We start from the raw sequence: 21,588 nt of genomic DNA on the forward strand, positions 1-21,588 counted from the left end.
TTTCATTCCTGAAGCGCCCGGCCACGATGCCCGATTGGGCGCAGGGGCGGTGGCGGAGGGAGAAGGGCGCGGATATCGGCGAATGGGAAACGTGGCTCGAAACGAAACGCCTCGGCCCGGGCTTCGGGAGGGGCGTTGCACTCGCCAGCCCGAAATGCCGCTTGGCGGTTCGCCATTGCCACGAAGCGTGTGGGGTCTTGGCTGGTATGGGCAAGGATCGCGGCCTCTTTCGCGTCCCAATGGGCCGTGACATCCACCCAATGCGTTGGTGTGAAGCCTGTTCCGTTCAAGCTATCCATGAAAAGGACAGGTGCCGAGAAACCGGCCGCCTGCAACACAGCCATCGACAGGGCGCGATGATCGCCGTGATAGTCGTTCGGCGCATGGGTCAAGATCAGGTCTGCCGCAGTGTCTTGGATCATCCCCTTAAGACACTCTTCCAGTTCCGCATCGGCGCGCAGTTCACCATCTGGGAAGCCAAGTATGATCGGCCCCCCCGCCCCAAGTGGCGACAAGGCCAAAGCTGTTTCCTCTGCTCGAATTGCGGGCAGGTCACTGGCGGGCAATGTGCCCCCCTTGGCACCGTCGGTCGCAACGGCCAAGGTCAGATGAGCCCCCATCGCAGCCCAAGCCGACAAGGTGCCAAAGGCGAAGATCTCCAGATCGTCGGGATGCGCGCCAATGGCCAATATGCGCAAATTCAGCCCTCCATCGACAGGAATTCCAGCACCATCGCCGCGGTCCAAGTGAAGCGCCCTCCGCCTAGCGGTTCGCCCGATTGCGGGTCGTAATATTCAGCGAAGCCGTTTTCCCGGATCAGATCAAGCGAGGATGCGGTGATCCGTGCAGCGGCATCGGCCTGTCCGGCGCGGGCAAGCCCGTCGGCGATCATGTAATTCACGACCAGCCAAACCGGACCGCGCCAATACCGTTTCGCATCAAAGCGCGGGTCTTGCGGCGGATGGCTGGCCACCCGATAGCGGGTGGCATGCCGATCAATGGTTTCGGCAATGATTGCGGCCCGGTCGGCCGGAATGGCACAGAAGGCCGCCAACAGCCCGCCGACGGAGGCGCTGTCAATCAACTGGCCTGTCACACGGTCACGGGCCAGATATTGGCCATGATCGGGGGACCAAAGCCCCTCCATCGCCGCCAAGCCACGAGCGGCAAAGGCGCGGTTTTCGGCAGCGAGGTCCGACCTGCCCAGCGTTTCGGCCAGATCGGCCAGATCGGCGCAGGCGCGAAGAAGGATGGCGTTGAAGCCGGGATCAACCACCTGAAACGGTGAGGCGTCATGCAGGCGCGCAGTATCCCATTGCAAAGCCCGGAAATGTTCCACCAGCCACAGATAGCGGTCATATTGCGCCTTTGTCGGGCGGTGGGCCGGATCGGCATGCTGTGTATCGCGCCGAGTATAGGGGGCGATGCCATCTGTTGGTACCCGGTCAAAAGGAATGTCCCAGTCGATGGAATTGTCGCGTCCGGATTCCCATGGATGGATGATGGCGACCAGCCCTTCGCCTTTTGGATCGCGGGTGGCAAAGAACCAACGATGCCAAGCAGCAATCTTGGGCAAGAGTGCAGCCGCGCGCGGGGCAACTTGTGCCGGGTCCGCCGCCCTGTCGAAAAGGCGTTTCAACGCAAATCCCGCCACGGCGGGTTGGGTGATGCCCGAGGTTGGCACGGGCCGATCCGTTGCCCAGATATCCGGCCCGGGGAAATACCCGTCATCTTTCTGGTGAAAGACGATATGCGGCACCATTCCGCAGGGCCATTGATGTTCGAACAGCGTCTCGATTTCGGTCCAAGCGCGGTTTTCGTCAAAATGGCGTTGGCCCAAAGCTGTCAGGCAACTGTCCCAATTCCATTGAAAGGGATAAAGGCCTTTGGTGGGCACGGTATAGGTGCCGCGATCATTCTCGCGCAGGATGTCAATTGCGTTTTGCGAGATCGAGGTCATGTCAGGGCCTTCTGTGTTTCGGGATCAAACCACCGGATGCGGTCTTGTAGGGGCGCAAGGTGAAGTCGGTCACCCGGGATGGGGGTAAGCGTGCTGTCCAGAATGACGCGGAAAGGGTGTCCGTCCGCGACGCATGTGACAAGGGTATGGGGGCCAAGCGGTTCGACCACCCGAACCTCTGCGGGAATTCCCTGTTCAGCGGGGTGCAGGTCTTCAGGACGGATGGCGAATTCGGCGGCCCCTGCAGAAGGCCCGGCAAAGGTCTGACCCGCCACCTGCCACTGGCCATCCCCTGCGGCCTTGGCAGGCAGAAAGTTCATCGGCGGGTTGCCGATGAAACTGCCCACAAAGCGTGTCGCTGGGTTGCGGTAGACTTGCACGGGATCTGCGGCCTGCAGGATATGCCCGCCATTCATGACGCTGATCCGGTCGGCCAGGCTCATGGCTTCGACCTGGTCATGTGTGACGTAGATGGTGGTGGTCTTTGATGCCGCCAGAACGCCCTTGAGTTCCGCCCGCATTTCAAGGCGCAACAGCGCGTCCAGATTGGAAAGCGGTTCGTCCATAAGGATCACGTCAGGTTCCATGGCCAAGGCACGTGCGACGGCGACGCGTTGCCGCTGACCACCCGAAAGCTGTCCTGAATAGCGCTTTAGCAACTGTTCGATATGCATCAGTTCGGCGGTTTTCGTCACGCGGCGTTCGACTTCGGCTTGAGGCATTTTCTTCATGCGCAAACCAAAGGCGATGTTTTCGTAAACCGTCAGATGCGGGAAAACCGCATAGTTCTGAAACACCATCGCGATCCCGCGTTCGCGGGCCGGAAGATGATCGACCCGGCGCCCGCCGATCCAGACCTCGCCCGCGCTGGGTGTTTCCAGCCCTGCGATGATGCGCAAGAGCGTGGTCTTTCCGCAGCCCGACGCACCCAGCAGCACCATGAATTCCTGATCCGCGATGGTCAGATCAATGGAATGCAGCGCGGTGAAGGCTCCGAAGGACTTGGCAACGCCTTTAATTTCGATAACGGCCATATGTCCTCCTAACGGTTCGCGATGCCCCAGAGCGCAAAGAGGTATTTGCGAACGACGAAGATGAAGATGAGTGCTGGCAGAACCAGCGCAGCGCCCCCGGCGAATTTCAGAGGCAGCGGTGAGACGTCCAGGGATTGCAGCAAGAACGCCGTCAGTGTGCGGTTTTCGATTGTCAGGACGGCGGCGGCGAATACCTCGTTCCAGCTGATGACGAAGGCAAAGACGGCGCTGGCGGCGATGCCGGGGGCGGCCAGTGGAAGGATCACCTTTGTAAAGGCCTGAAGTCGGGTGCAGCCAAGCGTCCATGCCGCCTCTTCGAGTTCGAGGGGAATGCCGGAAAACAGCGAAAAGGTGATCAGAACAGCGAAAGGCAGGGCCAGCGTCGTATGGACAAGGGCCAGACCGAAGATCGTGTCATCAAGCCCGGTACGGATGAACATCACCGCAAGTGGCAAGGCCAGCAGCGGCAAGGGGAAGGCCCGCGTCATCACCACAAGGAAGCGGAAGACCTCTTTCCCCGGAAAATCGAAGCGCGACAGCGCATAACCCGCAGGTGCGCCGATGCCGATGGAAAGGACCATGGTCACCGCTGCGACCTTGACCGAATTCCAAAGCGCCTCAACCACCCCTGAAAATCCGAAAAAGAACGACAGGGATTCGATATCAAAAGAAGGAAAGAAGGATTTCGGGAATGCCGTCACCTCGTCTGGGGCGGATAGGGCATTGACGAAAAGCAGCCAGATCGGTGCCAGAACCCAGACGATCAGTAGGGCGGTTCCTGCGATAAAGACGCGATTTCCCGCGCGGCGGATGTTCGGATCGGTCATATCCGCGCCCCCTTCGGCACATGCAAGAGGCGTAGGATCAACACGGTGAAGGCCACCGAAATACCTAGGATCACCATGGCAAAGGCGGCCGCGATTCCGCGATCCTGCATGGCAAATTGCCAATGATAGGTTTCCGACATCAGGACCGGGAATTGAGTCCCGCCCAAGGCGACGACCACGGCGAACACCTCAAAGGCAAGGATCACGCGCAGGATCAGCGCGGTCTGCAAGCTGGGCCGGAGCATCGGAAGGGTGACGCGAACAAAACGCTGCCAGCGGGTCGCGCCGAATACCTCGGCTGCCTCGCCGTATTCTTTCGGGATAAGCCCCAACCCGGCAACAAGGATCACCATCATGATTGCGGTTGCGCGCCATACCTCGGCCAGAACGATGGCGATGAAGATCACCCACAGGTTCTGATAGCCAAGCAACAGGATCGGCGCTTCCACAATGCCGAGGCCAACGAGAAGGCTATTCAGGAAGCCAGACTGTTCAAAAACCGAAAGCCAGATCAGTCCTGCGGCCAGATCAGAAATCCCAAGTGGAATGGCAAAGACATAAAGGATGACGGAACGACCCCGCTGGAGCTTTGCCACGATCGACGCCATGGTCAGCGCCATCGCAAGCTGGATCGGGACAACGACTGCGGCCAAGAGCATCGTGTTCCAGAATGCTGTGCCGAATTTCCAGTGACCTGCCATCCGGCGAAAGTTTTCAAGGCTATAGGCCCCGTCCCGCGTCACACTGTCGATGGCGACCAGCGTGAAGGGATAAAGGAAGAACAGGCATAAAAAGGCCGTGGCTGGCAAGAGCAGCAAATAGGGCAGCATGCGCGGCATGGCCGGACCTCGTCAGGAAAGGGTCTGGGGCACGGGTGGACCGTGCCCCAGAATCTGGATTCAGTTGACGGGGCAGGGGCCGTCGGACGCCGCATCCGGCGCCCAGCAGGGGGCATTCGCCTCAACCATCAGGGCGCGCAGCGCCTCGGCCTGTTCGTCCAGAACCGTGCGGATGTCTTGCCCGCCCAGAACAATCCTTTCAAACGTGTCCGAGTAGATTTGGCTGAATTGCCCACCCTTTTCGCCAAGACCCATGGGCAGAAGCGCGGGCAGGGCATCCGGTGCGCCCGTCATCGCCGCAATCGCCGGCCCCGACGCCTTGACGGAGGCGGGCATGTCATCGGGCAATTCTGTTGCGATGACCGGGAAGAAGTTGGTGGCCCGCAGGGTGGCGATCTGCGTTTCGGGTTTCAGCATATGGGCAACGAGCGCCATCGCCTCATCCATGTCGGGCGAAGTGCTTGGCACGGCAATCCCTGCCACCACCGGCATGAAGGCCCGGCCCATCGGACCAGCGGGGGCGGGGAAGGCCACAAAGTCATCAGGCCGCTGATTGAAAGCATCGGCGATCCGCGCGACATGGTCGAAGGCGATCCAGACCTCGTCGGTTACAAGCTGTTCCTGCATGAAGGAGTAGTTGGTCGAAGCCGGATTCGTGTATTGCCACAGCTCCTTGAACTTGCCCCACGCAACTTCGGCCTCGGCCGAACGGAAATTGGTCACGGTCGACTTTGTGTAGGCAGGCAGCAGGAAGCCCTGGAAGAAGCGGTGCTTAAGGCCCTTCGGTCCCGCTGGGAAGCCGAACTTCGGGCCGCCCGTTGCCTCTGCCGTGGCCTTGGCCCACTCGATCAGCTGGTCATAGGTGAGGGCATTGATGTCAGCGCCAGCCGGAAGGAATTCAAGCGCCTTCTTGTTGGCCACCATCAGATAGGTCGCCTGCATCCAAGGGATATACTTCTGTTCACCCGTTCCCAACTTGCCAAGGTCAAGCATGGCAGGGCTGACCGCAGATGTATCGATCGCCGACAGATCGACCAGATCCGCCGTAAGACCGGACAGATCGCCATGCAGCGCGCCCAGAACCGAAATGGTGCCAGATCCAGCCTGCAATTCGGCCTGCAGGCGGGTCAGCCACGGACCTTCATCCGAAGGCTGGAAATCCACCCCGCCGGGAAAGCCTGCCATCACCTGCTCGCGCATTTTCTGGCTTTCTTCCACGGGTTTGGCCTGCGTCGACCAGAACAGGGGTTCCGCGACTGTCGGTCCTGCCATCAGCGCGAGCATGGCAACAGCAAGCCCGGCGCGTCCTTTGTTTAGAAACTTCATGGTCTTCCTCCCTTACTTATTTGTTTTCTTTTGCGTTATCCGGGCACCGGCCCATGACTGGCACGCAGCACCAACTTGGGTCGGATCAGGTGATGGGTTGGCGGTCGATCTGGATCGGCGATGCGGTCAATCAGCATCTCGGCGCAGGTGCGCGCTGCAGCGAAGGTGTCACTGTCAAAGGTGGAAAGGCCGGGACGTGCCGTCGCCGCCGAGGCGATATTGTCGAAACCAACGACCGAAACATCCACCGGCACATCAAGCGACAGGCTTTCGGCAACTTGCAGCACGGCCATGGCCAGACCGTCAAACATGGCGATCACGGCTGTCGGGCGCGGCGTATTGGTCAGCATGCCATGGATAACCTGCCGCCGCCGGGTGCTGTCATAGCGCGGTGAGGTGACGATACTGACCGTGACCTCAGGGTCGCCGCGCCGTTCGATGGCCCGCATCAACCCTTCGGTCCGATGCAAGCGGAACGTCATCAGTTCTTCGATCGTCAGCAGCGCGAAGTGCCGATGCCCCAGCGCATAAAGCATGTCGAAGGCTTCGCCGAATGCCGTGAAACCATCAGTGTCCACCCAGTCATGCAACCGATCCTCGGCCGCGACGCGCCCGTGGGTGACGAAAGGGAAACCCGCTTCGATCAAGAAATCCACACGGGGATCAACCTCGGACGTACGGCCAAGGATCAGGCCATCTGCGCGGCGGGACGCGACGATGTTCTGGATGACCGAAAGTTCCGATTGGCCCTGCGGAATCGCGGCCAGAAACAGGTCAACTCCGTTCTGACCCAATCCGTGGCCCAAGCCTGAAAGGAACTCTCCCAAATAGCTGTCTTCGCGGCCATAGCCGGGATCCGTTAGCACCAGTCCGGCAAATCCGCTGTTGCGCTTGCCGACAAGGGTCTGGGCGGCGCGGTTGGGGGCATAGCCAAGTTCCTGAGCAACATGGCGCACCTTGGCCCTTGTGGATTCCGGTATCCGCTCATGTCCCGAAAGGGCCCGCGACACGGTTGACGGCGACAGTCCCAAGGCCCGCGCGATATCCTTGATGGTCGCTACCGTCATTCCAATCGGCCTTTTCGTTCGTGTTCCGACGGTTTGGATTCGCCTGACTGTAGCGCTGCTTGAGAAATTGTGCAAACGATTGCGCAAATCGATGCGAAAGCCGCTGCATAGGATTGTGTTTCCTTCTGGTCGGAACCCAAATTGTCGTTTTCTCGCTTTGAGACGAGATGTTCTGTCCTCTGGCGACGATGTCTTGGAAGGGAGGCATGGGGATCCGTAGGCCCGGGTGGATCATGTGCCCTACCGGGCGAAAATTCGCGTCAGACTTGGCGGGAAACTGCGCGGAACTTGCGCAGCAGATGATCGCCGATGGTTCCATTGAAGGCCTGTTTCGCCAAGAATGACGCATCCCGCAGAGGAGAGACGGGAGAGGAATGGGCCATGCGCCCTTCCGATTAACAGGAGGATCACATGACCAATCTTTTTCCGCGCGGATTTCGCGCGTTGATCGCCTGCACCGCCTTGGCCACTGTTCCGGTGGCGGCACAGGCCGAGCAATTCATCAATATCCTGACCGGCGGCACGTCGGGCGTGTACTACCCGATTGGGGTAGGGCTTTCGAAGATCTATGCCGACGGGATCGAAGGAGCGCGCACGCAGGTGCAATCAACCAAGGCATCGGTGGAAAACCTGAACCTCTTGCAGCAAGGGAAGGGCGAGTTTGCCATCGCCTTGGGTGACTCGGTCAAATACGCGTGGGAAGGTAATGCCGATGTGGGCTTTGCGGCCCCGCTTGATAAATTGCGCGGCATTGCGGCGGCCTATCCGAACTATATCCAGATTGCGGCATCGGCTGAATCCGGCATCACCAGCATCGCTGATTTCAAGGGGCGCGCCATGTCGGTTGGCGCGGCCAAGTCGGGGACCGAATTGAACGCACGCGCCATTATGGGCGCGCTGGACATGTCTTATGACGATCTGTCGAAGGTGGAATACCTGCCCTTTGCCGAATCCGTCGAACTGATGAAGAACCGCCAATTGGACGGCACGCTGCAATCGGCGGGTCTGGGCGTGGCATCGCTGAAAGACCTTGCGACCTCGGTCCCGACGACGATCGTGTCGATCCCCCCCGAGGTGGCCGACACATTGGGTGCCCCTTATATGGCGGCGACGATCCCGGCTGGCACCTATGAAGGCCAGACCGCCGATGTGCCAACGCTGGCTGTTGGCAACTTCTTCCTGACGCATGAAGGCGTGGACGAAGAGACAGTCTATCAGATGACCAAACTTATGTTCGAAAACCTGCCCGAACTGGTGGCAGCGCATCAGGCAGCGAAGGCGATCACGCTGGATACCGCACTCGACGGGATGCCGGTTCCCCTTCATCCGGGGGCCGAGCGGTATTACCGCGAAGTCGGTCTGATCAAGTAAGACCAGCAAGCGAAATAAGGGGCGGGCTAGCAGGGCCCGCCCTGCCATGCAGGGTCCGGGGAGGGGACGATGTCGCAGAATGCCGAAGCGCCGGATGGCCTTCAGGTTGCCAATCCGCATGACCCGCTTGTGGCGGGATTTCCAATGTCTTTCGAGGGCAGGCTTCTGTTTTGGATCGCCGTCGCTTTTTCGGTGTTTCAGGTTCTGACCGCCGCGCATTTGGTGGATTTCGCAAGTCAGGTTACGCGGGCCTTCCATGTGGGTTTCCTGATGCTGTTGGGCTTTCCACTTCTGGCCCTGATGCGTGGCAGCGGCCGGTCGGTAAAGGCGGTGGCTTGGTCGGCGGCCTGTCTGGCTGTGGCAGTGGCGCTTTATCAGTGGTGGGAATATGTGCCCCTGCTGATGCGGGCCGGCGATCCTTTGGGGCGCGACATTGTCTTTGGCGTGATCGTGCTGGGCCTGACCTTCGCTGCGGCTTGGGCGATCATGGGGCCGGCGCTTCCGATCATTGCCGGTGCCTTTCTCGCCTATTGCCTCTGGGGCGAATATCTTCCCAGCCCGCTTAATCATCGCGGCTATGATTTTGCGCAGGTGATCGACCATATGGCTTATGGGACCGAAGGGATCTACGGCATCCCCACCTATGTCTCTTCGACCTTCATCTTCCTGTTCATCCTGTTCGGGGCCTTTCTGGAGAAGGCGGGGATGATCCGCCTTTTTACGGATGTCTCGCTTGGCCTGGTCGGGCACAAGATGGGGGGCGCGGCGAAGGTTTCGGTTCTGTCGTCAGGATTGATGGGCACGATTTCGGGGTCAGGCGTTGCGAATGTGGTGACCACAGGACAATTCACCATCCCATTGATGAAGAAGTTCGGCTACCGCCCCGCCTTTGCCGGTGGCGTGGAAGCAACGGCAAGCATGGGCGGTCAGATCATGCCGCCGGTCATGGGCGCAGTGGCCTTTATCATGGCCGAAACGCTGGGCGTCGAATATGTCGAGATCGTTCAGGCGGCGATCATCCCCGCCATCCTTTACTTCGCTGCGGCCTTCTGGATGGTGCATCTTGAGGCAGGCCGTATGAACCTGCGCGGGCTCAGCAAGGCGGAGCTTCCCTCGCCCAAGGCTGCGCTTAAGGAGGGCTGGCATCTGATCCTGCCGCTGGGTGTTTTGGTCTGGCTTCTTTTTTCGGGCTATACGCCTCTCTTTGCCGGAACCGTCGGTCTTGGCCTGACATTGATGCTTATTCTTGGCGCAAGCGTGGCGCTTGGTCTGCCCTCGGGCGCGATACGGGTGATCTTCTGGATCGGGATCGGCCTTCTTGCGGGTGCCTTTTTGCATTGGGGGATCTGGGTGCTGGCTACGGCCGTGGTCGTGTTGGTTGCCATGAACCTGATGTCGAAGGGCGGGCGCGAGACGATTGTTATGTGCCGCGATGCCTTGGCCGATGGCGCGAAGACCGCGCTGCCGGTGGGGGTCGCCTGTGCGCTGGTTGGGATCATCATTGGCACCATGACGTTGACAGGGGCGGCAAATACCTTCGGCCAATTCATCGTGGGGGTTGGCGAGAAAAGCCTGTTCCTGTCGCTGGTCCTGACGATGATCACCTGTATCGTTCTGGGCATGGGAATCCCGACAATTCCCAACTACATCATCACCTCTTCGATTGCCGGGCCTGCCCTGTTGGAACTGGGGGTTCCGCTGATCGTCAGCCACATGTTCGTCTTCTATTTCGGCATCTTGGCCGATCTGACACCGCCTGTGGCACTTGCCTGTTTCGCGGCGGCCCCGATTGCGAAAGAGCGTGGACTGACGATCAGTCTGCAGGCGGTGAAGATCGCGGCCGCAGGTTTTGTCATACCTTTCATGGCAGTCTACACACCCGCCCTGATGCTGCAGGATGGCGGGCCTTTGTCGCAATCCATCGGATATGTGCCGGCGGTGGTTTATGTTGTTGTGAAGACCATCACGGCGATTGGTCTTTGGGGCGTGGCGGTGATTGGATGGTTGGGGAGACCACTGGTCTTGTGGCAGCGTGGGCTTGCAATGGTGGCAGCCTTTGCCTTGATCGTGGCAGCGCCGATCTCCGATATCGTTGGTTTTCTTTTGGTGGCAACCTTTGTAGCCCAACACCTTCTGGTCCAGCGAGCATCGGCATGAACTGCCTGCTGGCCGGGGGGATGATGTTGGTCCTGACCTCCCCCGGCTTTTCGCTGCATTGGACGCATTCGGTGGAACAGGTGGAATGGGCCGAGGAATGGCGCATTTTGTCGGATGGGCTGCAGCTGACGCAGGCCCGCGTCAAGGGTTCGGGGGCGGGGATGGAGCCGGGCGACGGAGCCGAATTGATAGGTGGTTGGTGGGTCTGGTCGCCGGGAACTGTGGTCAAAGAGTTGCGGCTGGCCGCATCTGGCGCAACTGGGGCGGGCTGGCGATTGTGTGACGGCGCCAATTGTCATGAATTGGGTGCTGCGTCAGGACAGGCCGTGGTGATCGCACCTTGCGGGGAATGAACATGGCGGTCGCTTTTATTGGGTTTTTTCCATGGTTCGACAGGGCCTATCCTTGCCGTTCCTACGATGGGAAAGATGGGGAAGGGGCGACTTGCCCGATAGAATATGGCAGCCTGCCATAGCCCAAGTTGTGGCACCACTGATTGGCTGAGAGAGCACTGATGCGCATGCGCCCCATGATCCTGCCAGCCTTTGTCGCGCTGATCGCGGCAGCTTTGGCGTGGTTCGTGGCAGATCGTTGGATCACCGCCACTGTGCGTGAAGGTCTGGACCAATCGCTTCTGCTGACATCTCGCGCGGTCGAGGCCGAGATTGACCGTTTCGCCGCCTTGCCCGATGTCGCGGGTGAAGATGCGCGCATACGCGCCGCGCTGATCGACCCGCGCGCGCTTGAAGACGCAAACCGCTATCTGGAAACCGTAGCGACGCATGCCGGGGCGTCTGAACTCTTCCTGATCAATGCCGAAGGCCGAACGATTGCCGCTTCGAATTGGAACCGACCGGGCAGTTTCGTGGGCGAATTCTATAGTTTCCGCCCCTATTTCCGTGAGGCAATCGAAACGGGACGCGGTCAATTTTATGCGATTGGCGTAACCACGGGCGTACCGGGATATTTCCTTTCGACGCGGGTGCAGGTCGGGACGATGGCAGGCGTTCTTGTCGTCAAAGTCGACTTGCGCGGGTTGCAGGAAACTTGGCGCAGCGCAGGGGCAGATGTGGCCTTGGTCGATGGCGACGGCGTCGTGTTCCTTTCCGGTCGCGAAGACTGGCTTTATCGCCCTTTGACACCCCTTTCGGATAAGGTCATTCAGCGGCTTGCCGAAACGCGTGCCTATGATGGCGTGCCCTTGGGTGCGGTGGCTCCGCTCTTGCGGCAGGCACCGACTGGGGATGATGCACAGGGTGATGGCTGGACTGCCCGGATCGCTAGCGTTTCTGGCACGGATTGGAGCCTGATGGCCGCCCATCCCACGGCGGCCATCACCACGGTTGCCGCGGGATGGGCGCTGGCGGCGTCACTTCTGACTTTGGCGGTGGCGGGTCTTTTCAAAGCATGGGACCAACGCCGCCAGATCATCGCCCTAAAGCTAAGCCAATCCGAACGGCTAGAGGCGATGGTCACCGCGCGCACCGCCGATCTGGCACGCGAGGTCGAGGCGCGAAAGCAAGCCGAAACCGATTTGCGCGCCGCGCAAGAGCATCTGATCCATGCGGAAAAAATGGCCGCCCTTGGCCGCATGTCCACCGCTATCGTGCATGAGATCAGCCAACCCCTTGCCGCGATGGAGGCCACCTTGACCGCCGCGGAAATGACCCTTGCCGCAAGCGAAAGCCAGACAGCCCCGCGCCTGGCTACGGCCAAGGGGCTGATCCGCCGGATGCAACGCACGATCAAGCATCTGAAAAGCTTTGGCCGAAAAGAGCCGGGCGCCTTGGACTTGATTGACCTGCGGTCGGTCATTTCCTCGGCCATTGAACTTGTCACGCCCCGCGCCCGGGCAGTGGGTGTGGTTCCGGAATTCATCTCACCCTCGCAAGCCGTTTCCGTGATCGCTGGCCCAGTGCGAATGGAACAGGTTGTGGTGAACCTGATCCTCAACGCGCTGGATGCTGTCGAGGGGCGGGGGGATGGCAGGGTGAGCGTGACAGTCGAAAGCGACGGAGTCGAAGCCCGGCTTGTCGTCAGGGATACCGGGGTGGGCATCTCTCCTGATATTTTGCCGCGCGTGGCAGAGCCCTTCTTTTCCACCAAAAGCGCGGCAGAGGGACTTGGGATCGGTCTTTCGATCTGCAAGGCAATTCTTGCGGAATTCGGGGGGAAGCTTTCGGTTGCATCGGCTTTGGGCAGGGGGACGACCGTGACGGTCGTTTTGCCTGCCGCAGCTTTGGCACAAGCGGCTGCAGAGTGATGGCCCGACTTTTTGTGGTGGAAGACGATACCGATCATCTGGCCGCTTTGTGCGATCTGATGCAGGCCGCCGGTCATGAGGCCGAGGGCTTTGCGTCCGGAAAGGCGGCGTTGGATGCTTTGGCCGCAGATGCGCCGCCTGACCTTCTGCTTACCGACCTTCGCATGCCCGGCATGGGTGGCCTGGACCTGTTGCAAGCGGTGAAGGCATTGCCGTTGGACCTTCCAGTCATCCTTTTGACAGGACATGGCGATGTCGGCCATGCGGTTCAGGCCATGCGGGCGGGGGCAGAGGATTTTCTGGAAAAGCCCTATGATGCAGCGCATCTGGTTGCCGTCATCGCAAGGGCGGTTGCAGCGCGGGCCACGCGGGCCGAAGTCGGGCGGCTGCAACAGGTACTTGTTGAACGGGCAGAAAAAACAATTCTTGGGGAGAGTCGGGCGATGCGGGCCTTCCGGGACCGGATCTCTGCACTCGCCCCGCTTGAGGTCGACGTTCTGATCACCGGGGAAACCGGCACCGGGAAGGAACTTGCTGCGCGTGCCCTGCATGCGGGCAGTGCGCGGGCAAATGGGCCTTTTGTTGCTGTCAATTGTGCGGCCCTGCCAGACGGGATGTTCGAGACGATCATGTTCGGACACAGGGCGGGGGCCTTCCCCGGCGCGACAGAGGCACGGCCCGGAAAGCTGGAATCAGCAAATGGCGGGACGTTGTTGTTGGATGAGGTGGAGGCGATGCCGATGCCGCTTCAGGCCAAGCTTCTTAGGGTCTTGCAGGAACGGGCGGTCGAGAGGTTGGGCGAAAATGGGCTGCGCCCAGTCGATATTCGTGTGATCGCGACATCCAAGACTGACCTGCGCCAGGCCACCGAGAGTTTCCGTCCCGACCTTTACTATCGCCTGGCCGGGGCCGAACTTGTGTCACCCACCCTTCGCGAAGTGGCAGAAGACATACCGTTGATCTTTGCCCATTACGCGCAATTGGCTGCGCGCCGATATGGGCGGCCTGACCCAGATCTGCCATGGGCGCTGCGCCAGAAACTAAAAAAGCGCGTCTGGCCGGGCAATATCCGCGAGGTAAAGGCCGCGGCTGAGGCCCATATTCTTGGCCTTCTCGATCTGAAACCTGATGACGTCAGGATCGTTGAAGCAGGTTCGCTGGCCGACCGAGTGGCCGCTTTCGAAGCGCGAGAGATTGCCGCCGTCTTGGACCGGCATCGCGGAAACACGCTGCGTGCGGCCGAAACGTTGGGCCTGCCGCGCCGCACCCTGAATGACAAGATGCGCCGCTATGGGTTGAGTGCCGAAGGACCGGGTTCGGTCTGAACGCCAATGAATCCGACCCGTCAAGCCGCTTTCCCTTTGATCCGGTCACGGCTATCGTGTGGACAGGTGAGGAAAAGCCATGGCCTATTTTCCGGGCGACGGGCAGATGCCCAAGCCACTTACGTTTTCCGATGACGCATGGCTTGATGTGCTGTCTGCCGTGGACCGCACCTATGCCGATCTGATTGAGTATCAGGAACGGCTAGAACGGCAGAATGCCGAATTGCAGGCGATGCGTGGGTTTCTGACATCAATCCTAGGCTCTGTCTCGGATGTTCTGATTGTCGTGGCCCGCACCGGAGAGGTTGAGCAGGTCAGCCAATCGCTCGCCGATCTTACAGGGCATGGGCTGGAGCAGCTTTCCGGAAGCGATGTTGCAACGCTGTTTGATCCAAGTGATCGCGACTGTCTGCATCATGCGATGGAGGAGGCGCGCGCCTCGCGCCGCTCTGCGGTGGTGGAGTTGCGTCTAGTTACCCCATCGGGGGTGGAACCCATCGACTTGTCCATTGCACCAAGGTTGGATGATCGCGGCAGGGCAGAAGGATATGTTCTGACCGGGCGGCCTTTGGGCACATTGCGCAAGGCCTATGCCGAATTGCAGGCGGGTCATGACGCCCTGAAATCGGCACAGGCGCAGCTGGTGCGGAATGAGAAATTGGCGTCGCTTGGTCGCCTCTTGGCCGGGGTGGCGCATGAGTTGAACAACCCGATCAGCTTTGTCTACGCAAACACCCATGCGTTGGAACGGTATGCGGGCAAGTTCGAGCAGTATTTCACGCGGGTGCAAGAGGGCGCAGACCGCGAAGAGCTTGTGGCGCTACGTGCGACGCTGCGTTTGGACCGCGAGGTGACCAACCTGCGCACCGCCATTGAAGGCGCGCGCGATGGGGCCGAGCGTGTCCGTGATATTGTCGAGGATTTGCGGAGGCTGTCATCAGAAGGGTCCGGCGATCGCGTGATGTTCGATCTGGTCGAAACCAGTCGGGTGGCGGCGAACTGGGTCCTGCGCGGGATGAAGACACCCGTTACGCTGCGCTTTGAAGGTGTCGAAGAGGCATTCGCTTTTGGGCGGCCCGGTCATGTGCAGCAGATCGTGATGAACCTCGTGCAGAATGCGGTCGATGCTCTGGGCGGGCGCGAGGATGGGACCATCGTTATGCGCCATGATCTGGACGCGGATCGTGCCATTCTGACCGTGATGGACAATGGCCCCGGTGTGCCGCCTGAAGTGGCGGTCTCGATCTTCGATCCGTTCTTCACCACAAAGCCGGTGGGCAAGGGCACGGGGCTTGGCCTGTCGATCAGCCACAAGATCGCGGAAGAGCATGGGGGTCGGCTGGTGCTATGTGATGATGCGCCGGGCGGATGTTTCCGGCTTGAACTGCCGGTGGGAGAGGACGGATGACGCGGGTCCTGTGGTTGCAGGCAGCGGGATGCGGGGGCTGCACGATGTCGCTTCTCTGCGCCGAAGGGCCGGGGGCGGTGGAATTGCTGGCGGATGCGGGGATCGAGCTGATCTGGCATCCGGCGCTGTCGCTTGCCACCGGGGCGGAGGTTTTGCCGTTACTTCAGGCGGTGGCCGAGGGGCGCGAGAGGGTCGATATCCTTTGTGTCGAGGGGGCGATTGCGCGCGGCCCCAACGGGACCGGGCGGTTCCAGATGCTGTCAGGGACGGGGCGACCCCTAATGTCTTGGGTGCAGGACATCGCACCCGTCGCGCGCCATGTCGTGGCGGTTGGTACTTGCGCGGCTTATGGCGGGGTGACGGCAGCGGGGGGGAACCCGTCAGACGCGGTGGGCTTGCAATATGAAGGCGCGCATCCCGGTGGTCTGTTTGCCGCCGATTGGCGCGCGGCAGGTGGTATGCCGGTGATCAACGTGGCGGGTTGCCCCACACATCCCGGTTGGGTGACTGAAACGCTTTTGATGCTGGCGGGCGGTGCGATGACAGAGCGTGATCTGGACGGGTTCCGCCGTCCCCGCTTCTATGCCGATCATCTGGTCCATCACGGCTGCCCAAAAAACGAGTTCTACGAATACAAAGCCAGCGCACAGCGGCTTTCTGATCTGGGCTGTATGATGGAAAACCTCGGCTGTGTAGGAACGCAGGCCGTTGGGGATTGTAACATCCGGCCTTGGAACGGCGAAGGGTCCTGCACCCGTGCCGGGTTCCCCTGCATCAACTGCACCGCGCCGGAATTCGAGGAACCGCGCCATCCCTTTACGGAAACGCCAAAAGTGGCGGGTATCCCAATTGGGCTGCCCACTGACATGCCCAAGGCGTGGTTCATGGCGCTTGCTTCGCTGTCCAAGGCCGCAACGCCAGAACGGATCGGGATCAACGCTGCCTCTGACAGAATTCGTGTGCCACCCACCTTGCGGAAGCCCAAGTGACGAAGCTGGTTGTCGGACCTTTCAACCGCGTTGAGGGCGATCTGGAGGTGACGCTGGATCTGGCCGAAGGCCGGGTTAGAGCGGCGCGGGTGAATGCACCGCTTTTTCGTGGGTTTGAAAGGATGCTTGAGGGGCGCGACCCACGTGATGCGCTGACCATCACGCCGCGCATCTGCGGAATCTGTTCGATCAGCCAATCTGCCGCCGCAGCGCGTGCTTTGGCGGCGGCGATGGGGATTGAACCCACACCGCAGGGCGCACGCGTGGCCGCGCTTTTGCACGCAGTAGAGAATGCGGCGGATCATCTGACGCATTTCCATTTATTCTTCATGCCGGATTTCACCCGGCCCGTATACGCGGGACGTGGCTGGCACGCGCGGGCGGTGGAACGATTTACGGCGGTCGAGGGTAGTGCGCTTCGCGCGGCGGTTGCGGCGCGGGCAGAGCTTTTGCATATCGTTGGGATGCTTGGCGGGAAGTGGCCGCATACGCTTGCCATACAACCCGGTGGCGTTACCCGCGCACCCGGGCCACGCGAAAAGATGCGGCTCGAAATCGCCCTGCGCGCTTTTCGCCGCTATCTGGAAGAGACTGTCTTCGGCGGGCGGCTAGAGGATTTCTGCGCGTTGCAGACAGAGGCCGCGCTTTTGCATTGGGATCGTGGCGATGCGGGGCTGTTTCTTGAGATCGCCGCCGATCTTGATCTGGCGCGGATGGGCTGCGGATCGGGGCGATACCTAAGCTATGGGGCCTATCCTACGGAGGAGGGCCCGCTTTTTGCCGCCGGAGTCTGGGAAGGTGGTAGGGAAGCCTTGAACACGTCCACGATCCGCGAAGATCTTTCGCATGCTTGGATGGAAGGCAAGGCGCTGCATCCGGCGGAAGGACGGACAGAGCCAGATCCCGATATGGCAGAGCCTGGCTATACATGGTGCAAAGCCCCAAGATTGAACGGCCGGACGATGGAAGTGGGCGCTCTGGCACGGCAGGTGGTGGATGGCCATCCGCTCGCCCTTGCCATGGCTGGGGGCGGTGTGTTGGCCCGAGTGGCTGGGCGTCTTTTGGAATTGGCGCGGATGCAGGGGATGATGGAGGCGCTGGTCGCGGGTATTGATCCTGGGGCCACCTTCATGCAGGCCGGGCCTGTGCCCAAGCAGGGGACGGGCGAAGGGCTGGTCGAGGCGGCACGGGGCGCGTTGGGACATTGGGTGCAAATCGATAGCGGCCGGATCACAAGATATCAGATCATCGCGCCGACGACATGGAACTTCAGCCCGCGCGATGCAGAGGGCGTACCGGGACCGTTGGAGGCTGCGCTGGAGGGCGCGCCTGTGGCCGAGGCCGAGACGACGCCGATCAGCGTGCAGCATATCGTGCGGAGTTTCGATCCCTGTATGGTCTGCACGGTGCATTAAGGGGCGCGTGATGGTGCAGGGGATCGCCATCCGAATCCGGGGACAGGTGCAAGGCGTGGGTTTCCGCCCGTTCGTCTGGCAGGTGGCACGCGCGCATGGCGTGGTGGGCGAGGTGCTGAACGATCCCGAAGGTGTGCTGGTGCTGGCCTGTGGCGCGGGGCTTGATGATTTCATTGCCGCCCTGTCGCGCGACCTTCCGCCATTGGCGCGTGTTGATGCGGTGGAAGTGGCGGGACATGTCTTTGATACCCTGCCAGAAGGTTTCGTCATCGCGCCCTCGCGCGGAACAGGGGCAGAGACGCGGGTGACGCCGGATGCCGCGACATGCCCCGCCTGCGCCGATGAGATTAGGGCAGAGGGGCGGCGGCATGGCTATGCCTTCACCAATTGCACCCATTGCGGGCCGCGCTATACGATCTTGACGGCGCTGCCCTATGATCGGGCAAGGACCGTGATGGCGGCCTTTCCGCTTTGCCCTGACTGCCGTGCCGAATACGAAGATCCCGGCGATCGAAGATTTCATGCGCAGCCTGTGGCCTGCCCAGTGTGTGGCCCGCGCTTGTGGTTTGAAGTGGGCAATCAAGAAGTGCCGGGTGATCCAATCGCCCTTGCAGCAGCGCGGTTGCATGAAGGGGCGGTGATTGCGGTCAAGGGCCTAGGTGGCTTTCATCTGGCCTGTGATGCGGTGAACCCCACTGCTCTGGCCCTGTTGCGCGACCGTAAACGGCGGCCGACGAAACCCTTCGCGGTGATGGCGACCATTGCGCAGGCAGAGCGTTTCTGCGTGCTGAGCGATGCCGATCATGCGCTTTTGGCCGAGGCAGCGGCGCCCATTGTGCTGGCCCCGACGCGCGGCGCGCTGCCCAAGGGCGTGGCACCGGGGGTTGGATTGATTGGCGTGATGCTGCCTTACACGCCGTTGCACCATCTGTTGCTGGATGCATTTGGCGGGCCGCTGGTGATGACCTCTGGCAATCTTTCGGGCGAGCCGCAGGTTATTGGCAATGACGAGGCGCGGGAAAAGCTTGCGGCCTTCGCGGATGGCTTCCTTATGCACGACCGTGACATCGCGCGGCGGCTGGATGATAGCGTGGAACGGGCAAACCCGCCCATGGTGTTGCGTCGCGCAAGGGGGCGGGTGCCTGGGGTGCTGCCCCTGCCGCCGGGAATGCCTGATGGGCAGGTGTTGGCGGTAGGTGGCCAGATAAAAGGGGCCATCGCACTTACGAAAGGGGGGCAGGTTCTGCTGGGTCATCATCTGGGTGATCTGGACGATGCGCTTTGTGCGGCGGAATTCGAAAAGGCTGTGGCGGATTATCGCGCGCTGTTCGATGCACGAACGGCAGTGATCGCACATGACCTGCATCCCGGCTATCGCGCCACGCTGGCGGCTGAGGCAATTGCACAGGCCGAGGGCCTGCCGCTGGAAGGCGTCCAGCACCACCACGCCCATCTTGCAGCCTGTCTTGCCGAAAATTTGTGGCCCTTGGACGGGGGCTTTGTCGCGGGGATCGTGCTGGATGGCACGGGGCTTGGTACGGATGGCACGGTCTGGGGGGGTGAAGTTCTTTTGGGCGACTATCGCGGGTTTGAACGCGTGGCGCATTTGGCCCCCGCGCCCTTGCCCGGTGGGGATCGCGCGGCCCGCGAACCATGGAGAAACGCCTTGGTGCGATTGGATCAGGCCGGGCAGGCGTCTTTTGCGGATCGGTTGTTTGAAGGTCTGCCGATCCGCGCACTCCGCGCAGCGGTGGCAGCAGGCGTCAATGCACCGATGTCGTCTTCCGCTGGGCGGCTTTATGATGCAGTGGCGGCCTGTTTGGGCCTCTGCCCGGCAGGGCAGAGCTATGAGGGCGAAGCCGCGATGCGGCTAGAGGCGATGGCGGTTGAAGGGGAGGACGGCTATGCCTTTGGCCCCGGTCTGGATCCCGTTCCAATGTTCGGCGCACTGGCGCGCGATCTGCAGAGTGGCGTCGCGCGTGAACGCATCGCCGGACGGTTCCAAGAAGGTTTGGCCACAGCCTTTGCTGCGCCCGCGCTTGCCCTGCTGGGTCAGGGGCGGGCGAAAGCAGTCGCGCTGACGGGCGGGTGTTTCCAGAACGCGGCGTTGCTGGCGGCGGTGGAGCGGCGGCTGTCGGGGGTTCCCGTGATGACCCATCGGGTGACGCCCGCCAATGACGGTGGTTTGGCGCTGGGTCAGGCGATGGTGGCCCTGGCACGAATGGGTGGAACCTCAAGCGCTACAGCCTGACCGGCGGCAAGCAGCAGATCTTCGCGGAACGGGGCCGCAAGGAATTGCACACCCATCGGGGTGGGGCCGGACAGATCGGTTGTCACAGCAAGGCCGGGCAGACCCATAAGGGGTGGCACGATCTGTGGAAGCTGCGCCTCGATCACTTGATCGAAATCTTCGGGCGATCTGACGTCGATATTGTTGGCAAAGGGCACCGCGCCCGACACCGGGCAAAGGACCAGTGGCCATTCTTCGAAGAACTGCCGCCATAGGCGCACGAGGCGTGACCTGACGCGCAAGGCATCCATCAGGCCATCGGCGGAAAGGGCAGGGCTGATCCGGCAAAATTGGTCATAAATGAAACGCGCATCGGGGTCGTCTTCGCGCAGTACCGCCTCTTCAATCCGGCGCATGTCGGCCATCCAAAGCGCGATCTGCACCGCCAGCCCTTCGCGCAGGGGCGGCGGTGTCGGGATGTCCACCTCCCATCCCTGTGCCTGAAGCTGAGCCGCGGCGGCATGAAGGGCGGTGCGCACTTCCGTTGCAACAGCCATCCCATCGGGGGCCTCAATCAGCGCCACACGGCGGTGTGCGGGTGGGCCGACCAGTGGGACTGGCATGAACCAAGGGTCGCGCAGGTCGGGCGCTGCCATGGCGGTAAAGGCAAGCCTCAGGTCGGGGATGGTGCGGGCGAGGGGGCCTGAAACGGCCATGAGTTGCCCGCCAATATGCCTGTCACCTGCCGTCGCGTTGAAGGCGGGCACACGGCCAAGGGACGGGCGAAGCCCATGCACACCGCAGGCATAGGCCGGATAGCGGATCGACCCCGCGATATCCGTGCCATGCGCGATGGCGCCCATGCCAGCGGCAACCGCCGCCCCCGCCCCGCCCGACGATCCGCCGGGCGTAAGCAGGGCGTCATATGGGTTCAGCGTCTGGCCATGCAGGCTGTTGCGCGTGAACCATCGGAGCGAAAAGGCAGGTGTATTCGTGCGCCCCACGATCACGGCACCTGCGCGTCGCAGGTTTGCCACCACAGGGTTATCCTCATCCCCGATCAAGCCTGATTGCAGACGCAGACCATTGGTCGTGGCCTGCCCCATTTGATCGACATTCACCTTCACCGTGACCGGCACGCCAGCCAGTGGTGGCAGGTCATCCCCTCTAAGCCGCGCGCTGTCGATGGCATGGGCCGTGGCGCGCGCTTCGTCATCCATGCGGGCCACGATGGCGTTTAGCTGGGGGTTTTCCTCGTCAATCCGGCTGAGGGTAGCATCCAGCACCTCTTTTGCGCCCAGGTCTCCATCGCGGATAGCTTGGGCGATAGCGGTGGCGGAAAGCGTGATGGGATCGGTCATGTCATGGTGCCCCCGT

Annotated in this window: 17 protein-coding genes; 9 read left to right on the forward strand and 8 right to left on the reverse strand. The window is 61.4% G+C overall.

The genetic code is table 11. The annotated features are described in order from the left end of the window. Positions 1-2: 2 nt before the first annotated feature. The 7 genes from QF092_RS19515 to QF092_RS19545 are packed head-to-tail and all read right to left on the reverse strand — an operon-like array spanning position 3 to position 7,053. Positions 3-698 (reverse strand): PIG-L deacetylase family protein, encoded by a 696-nt coding sequence (locus QF092_RS19515; RefSeq protein ID WP_281470626.1) that lies wholly within the window; start codon positions 696-698, stop codon positions 3-5. Between the two features lie 2 nt (positions 699-700). Beyond that, positions 701-1,960, reverse strand: coding sequence for an MGH1-like glycoside hydrolase domain-containing protein (locus QF092_RS19520; RefSeq protein WP_281470628.1), 1,260 nt, complete (start codon positions 1,958-1,960; stop codon positions 701-703). Then, positions 1,957-2,994 (reverse strand): ABC transporter ATP-binding protein, encoded by a 1,038-nt coding sequence (locus QF092_RS19525; protein ID WP_281470630.1) that lies wholly within the window; start codon positions 2,992-2,994, stop codon positions 1,957-1,959. The genes QF092_RS19520 and QF092_RS19525 overlap by 4 nt, the downstream gene beginning before the upstream one ends. A gap of 8 nt (positions 2,995-3,002) precedes the next feature. Further along, the gene (locus QF092_RS19530) at positions 3,003-3,821 is read right to left on the reverse strand and encodes a carbohydrate ABC transporter permease (RefSeq protein WP_281470632.1); all 819 of its coding nucleotides are present in this window, start codon (positions 3,819-3,821) and stop codon (positions 3,003-3,005) included. Continuing rightward, positions 3,818-4,660, reverse strand: a complete 843-nt coding sequence (locus tag QF092_RS19535) for a carbohydrate ABC transporter permease (protein ID WP_281470634.1) — start codon at positions 4,658-4,660, stop codon at positions 3,818-3,820. The genes QF092_RS19530 and QF092_RS19535 overlap by 4 nt, the downstream gene beginning before the upstream one ends. Positions 4,661-4,720: 60 nt before the next feature. Next, positions 4,721-5,986 carry an ABC transporter substrate-binding protein gene (locus QF092_RS19540; protein ID WP_281470636.1) on the reverse strand — a complete coding sequence of 422 codons (1,266 nt, stop codon included), beginning with the start codon at positions 5,984-5,986 and terminating at the stop codon, positions 4,721-4,723. Positions 5,987-6,021: 35 nt separating this feature from the next. After that, positions 6,022-7,053: a LacI family DNA-binding transcriptional regulator gene (locus QF092_RS19545; protein ID WP_281470638.1), complete on the reverse strand. Its 1,032-nt coding sequence runs from the start codon at positions 7,051-7,053 to the stop codon at positions 6,022-6,024. Between the two features lie 411 nt (positions 7,054-7,464). Between QF092_RS19545 and QF092_RS19550 the strand changes: the two genes are divergently transcribed. The 9 genes from QF092_RS19550 (at position 7,465) to hypF (ending at position 20,232) form a co-directional block, all read left to right on the forward strand. Beyond that, entirely contained in the window at positions 7,465-8,424 is a 960-nt protein-coding gene (locus QF092_RS19550) for a TAXI family TRAP transporter solute-binding subunit (RefSeq protein ID WP_281470640.1), read from the forward strand. Between the two features lie 69 nt (positions 8,425-8,493). Further along, entirely contained in the window at positions 8,494-10,581 is a 2,088-nt protein-coding gene (locus QF092_RS19555; protein WP_420026557.1) for a TRAP transporter permease, read from the forward strand. Continuing rightward, on the forward strand, positions 10,578-10,934 hold the full coding sequence (locus QF092_RS19560) for a DUF1850 domain-containing protein (protein WP_281470642.1): 357 nt from the start codon (positions 10,578-10,580) through the stop codon (positions 10,932-10,934). The genes QF092_RS19555 and QF092_RS19560 overlap by 4 nt, the downstream gene beginning before the upstream one ends. 161 nt (positions 10,935-11,095) lie before the next feature. Further along, positions 11,096-12,844, forward strand: coding sequence for a sensor histidine kinase (locus tag QF092_RS19565; protein ID WP_281470644.1), 1,749 nt, complete (start codon positions 11,096-11,098; stop codon positions 12,842-12,844). Beyond that, a complete protein-coding gene (locus tag QF092_RS19570) occupies positions 12,844-14,169 on the forward strand; it encodes a sigma-54-dependent transcriptional regulator (protein ID WP_281470646.1) in 1,326 nt (441 codons plus the stop codon). The genes QF092_RS19565 and QF092_RS19570 overlap by 1 nt, the downstream gene beginning before the upstream one ends. 79 nt (positions 14,170-14,248) lie before the next feature. Further along, positions 14,249-15,577, forward strand: coding sequence for a sensor histidine kinase (locus QF092_RS19575; protein ID WP_281470648.1), 1,329 nt, complete (start codon positions 14,249-14,251; stop codon positions 15,575-15,577). Next, positions 15,574-16,566 carry an NADH-quinone oxidoreductase subunit B family protein gene (locus QF092_RS19580; protein ID WP_281470650.1) on the forward strand — a complete coding sequence of 331 codons (993 nt, stop codon included), beginning with the start codon at positions 15,574-15,576 and terminating at the stop codon, positions 16,564-16,566. Before QF092_RS19575 ends, QF092_RS19580 begins: the two co-directional genes overlap by 4 nt. After that, on the forward strand, positions 16,563-17,981 hold the full coding sequence (locus QF092_RS19585; protein ID WP_281470652.1) for a nickel-dependent hydrogenase large subunit: 1,419 nt from the start codon (positions 16,563-16,565) through the stop codon (positions 17,979-17,981). The genes QF092_RS19580 and QF092_RS19585 overlap by 4 nt, the downstream gene beginning before the upstream one ends. A 10-nt stretch (positions 17,982-17,991) precedes the next feature. Beyond that, positions 17,992-20,232: a carbamoyltransferase HypF gene (hypF, locus tag QF092_RS19590; RefSeq protein ID WP_281470654.1), complete on the forward strand. Its 2,241-nt coding sequence runs from the start codon at positions 17,992-17,994 to the stop codon at positions 20,230-20,232. On the opposite strand, the gene QF092_RS19595 is transcribed toward hypF, so the two are convergent. Then, complete coding sequence (locus QF092_RS19595) at positions 20,178-21,572, reverse strand: amidase (RefSeq protein ID WP_281470655.1); 1,395 nt, start codon at positions 21,570-21,572, stop codon at positions 20,178-20,180. The genes hypF and QF092_RS19595 overlap by 55 nt on opposite strands. Between the last annotated feature and the right edge of the window lie 16 nt (positions 21,573-21,588).

Origin of the sequence: Fuscovulum ytuae (assembly GCF_029953595.1) — a bacterium.
Taxonomy (GTDB): Bacteria; Pseudomonadota; Alphaproteobacteria; order Rhodobacterales; family Rhodobacteraceae; genus Paragemmobacter; species Paragemmobacter ytuae.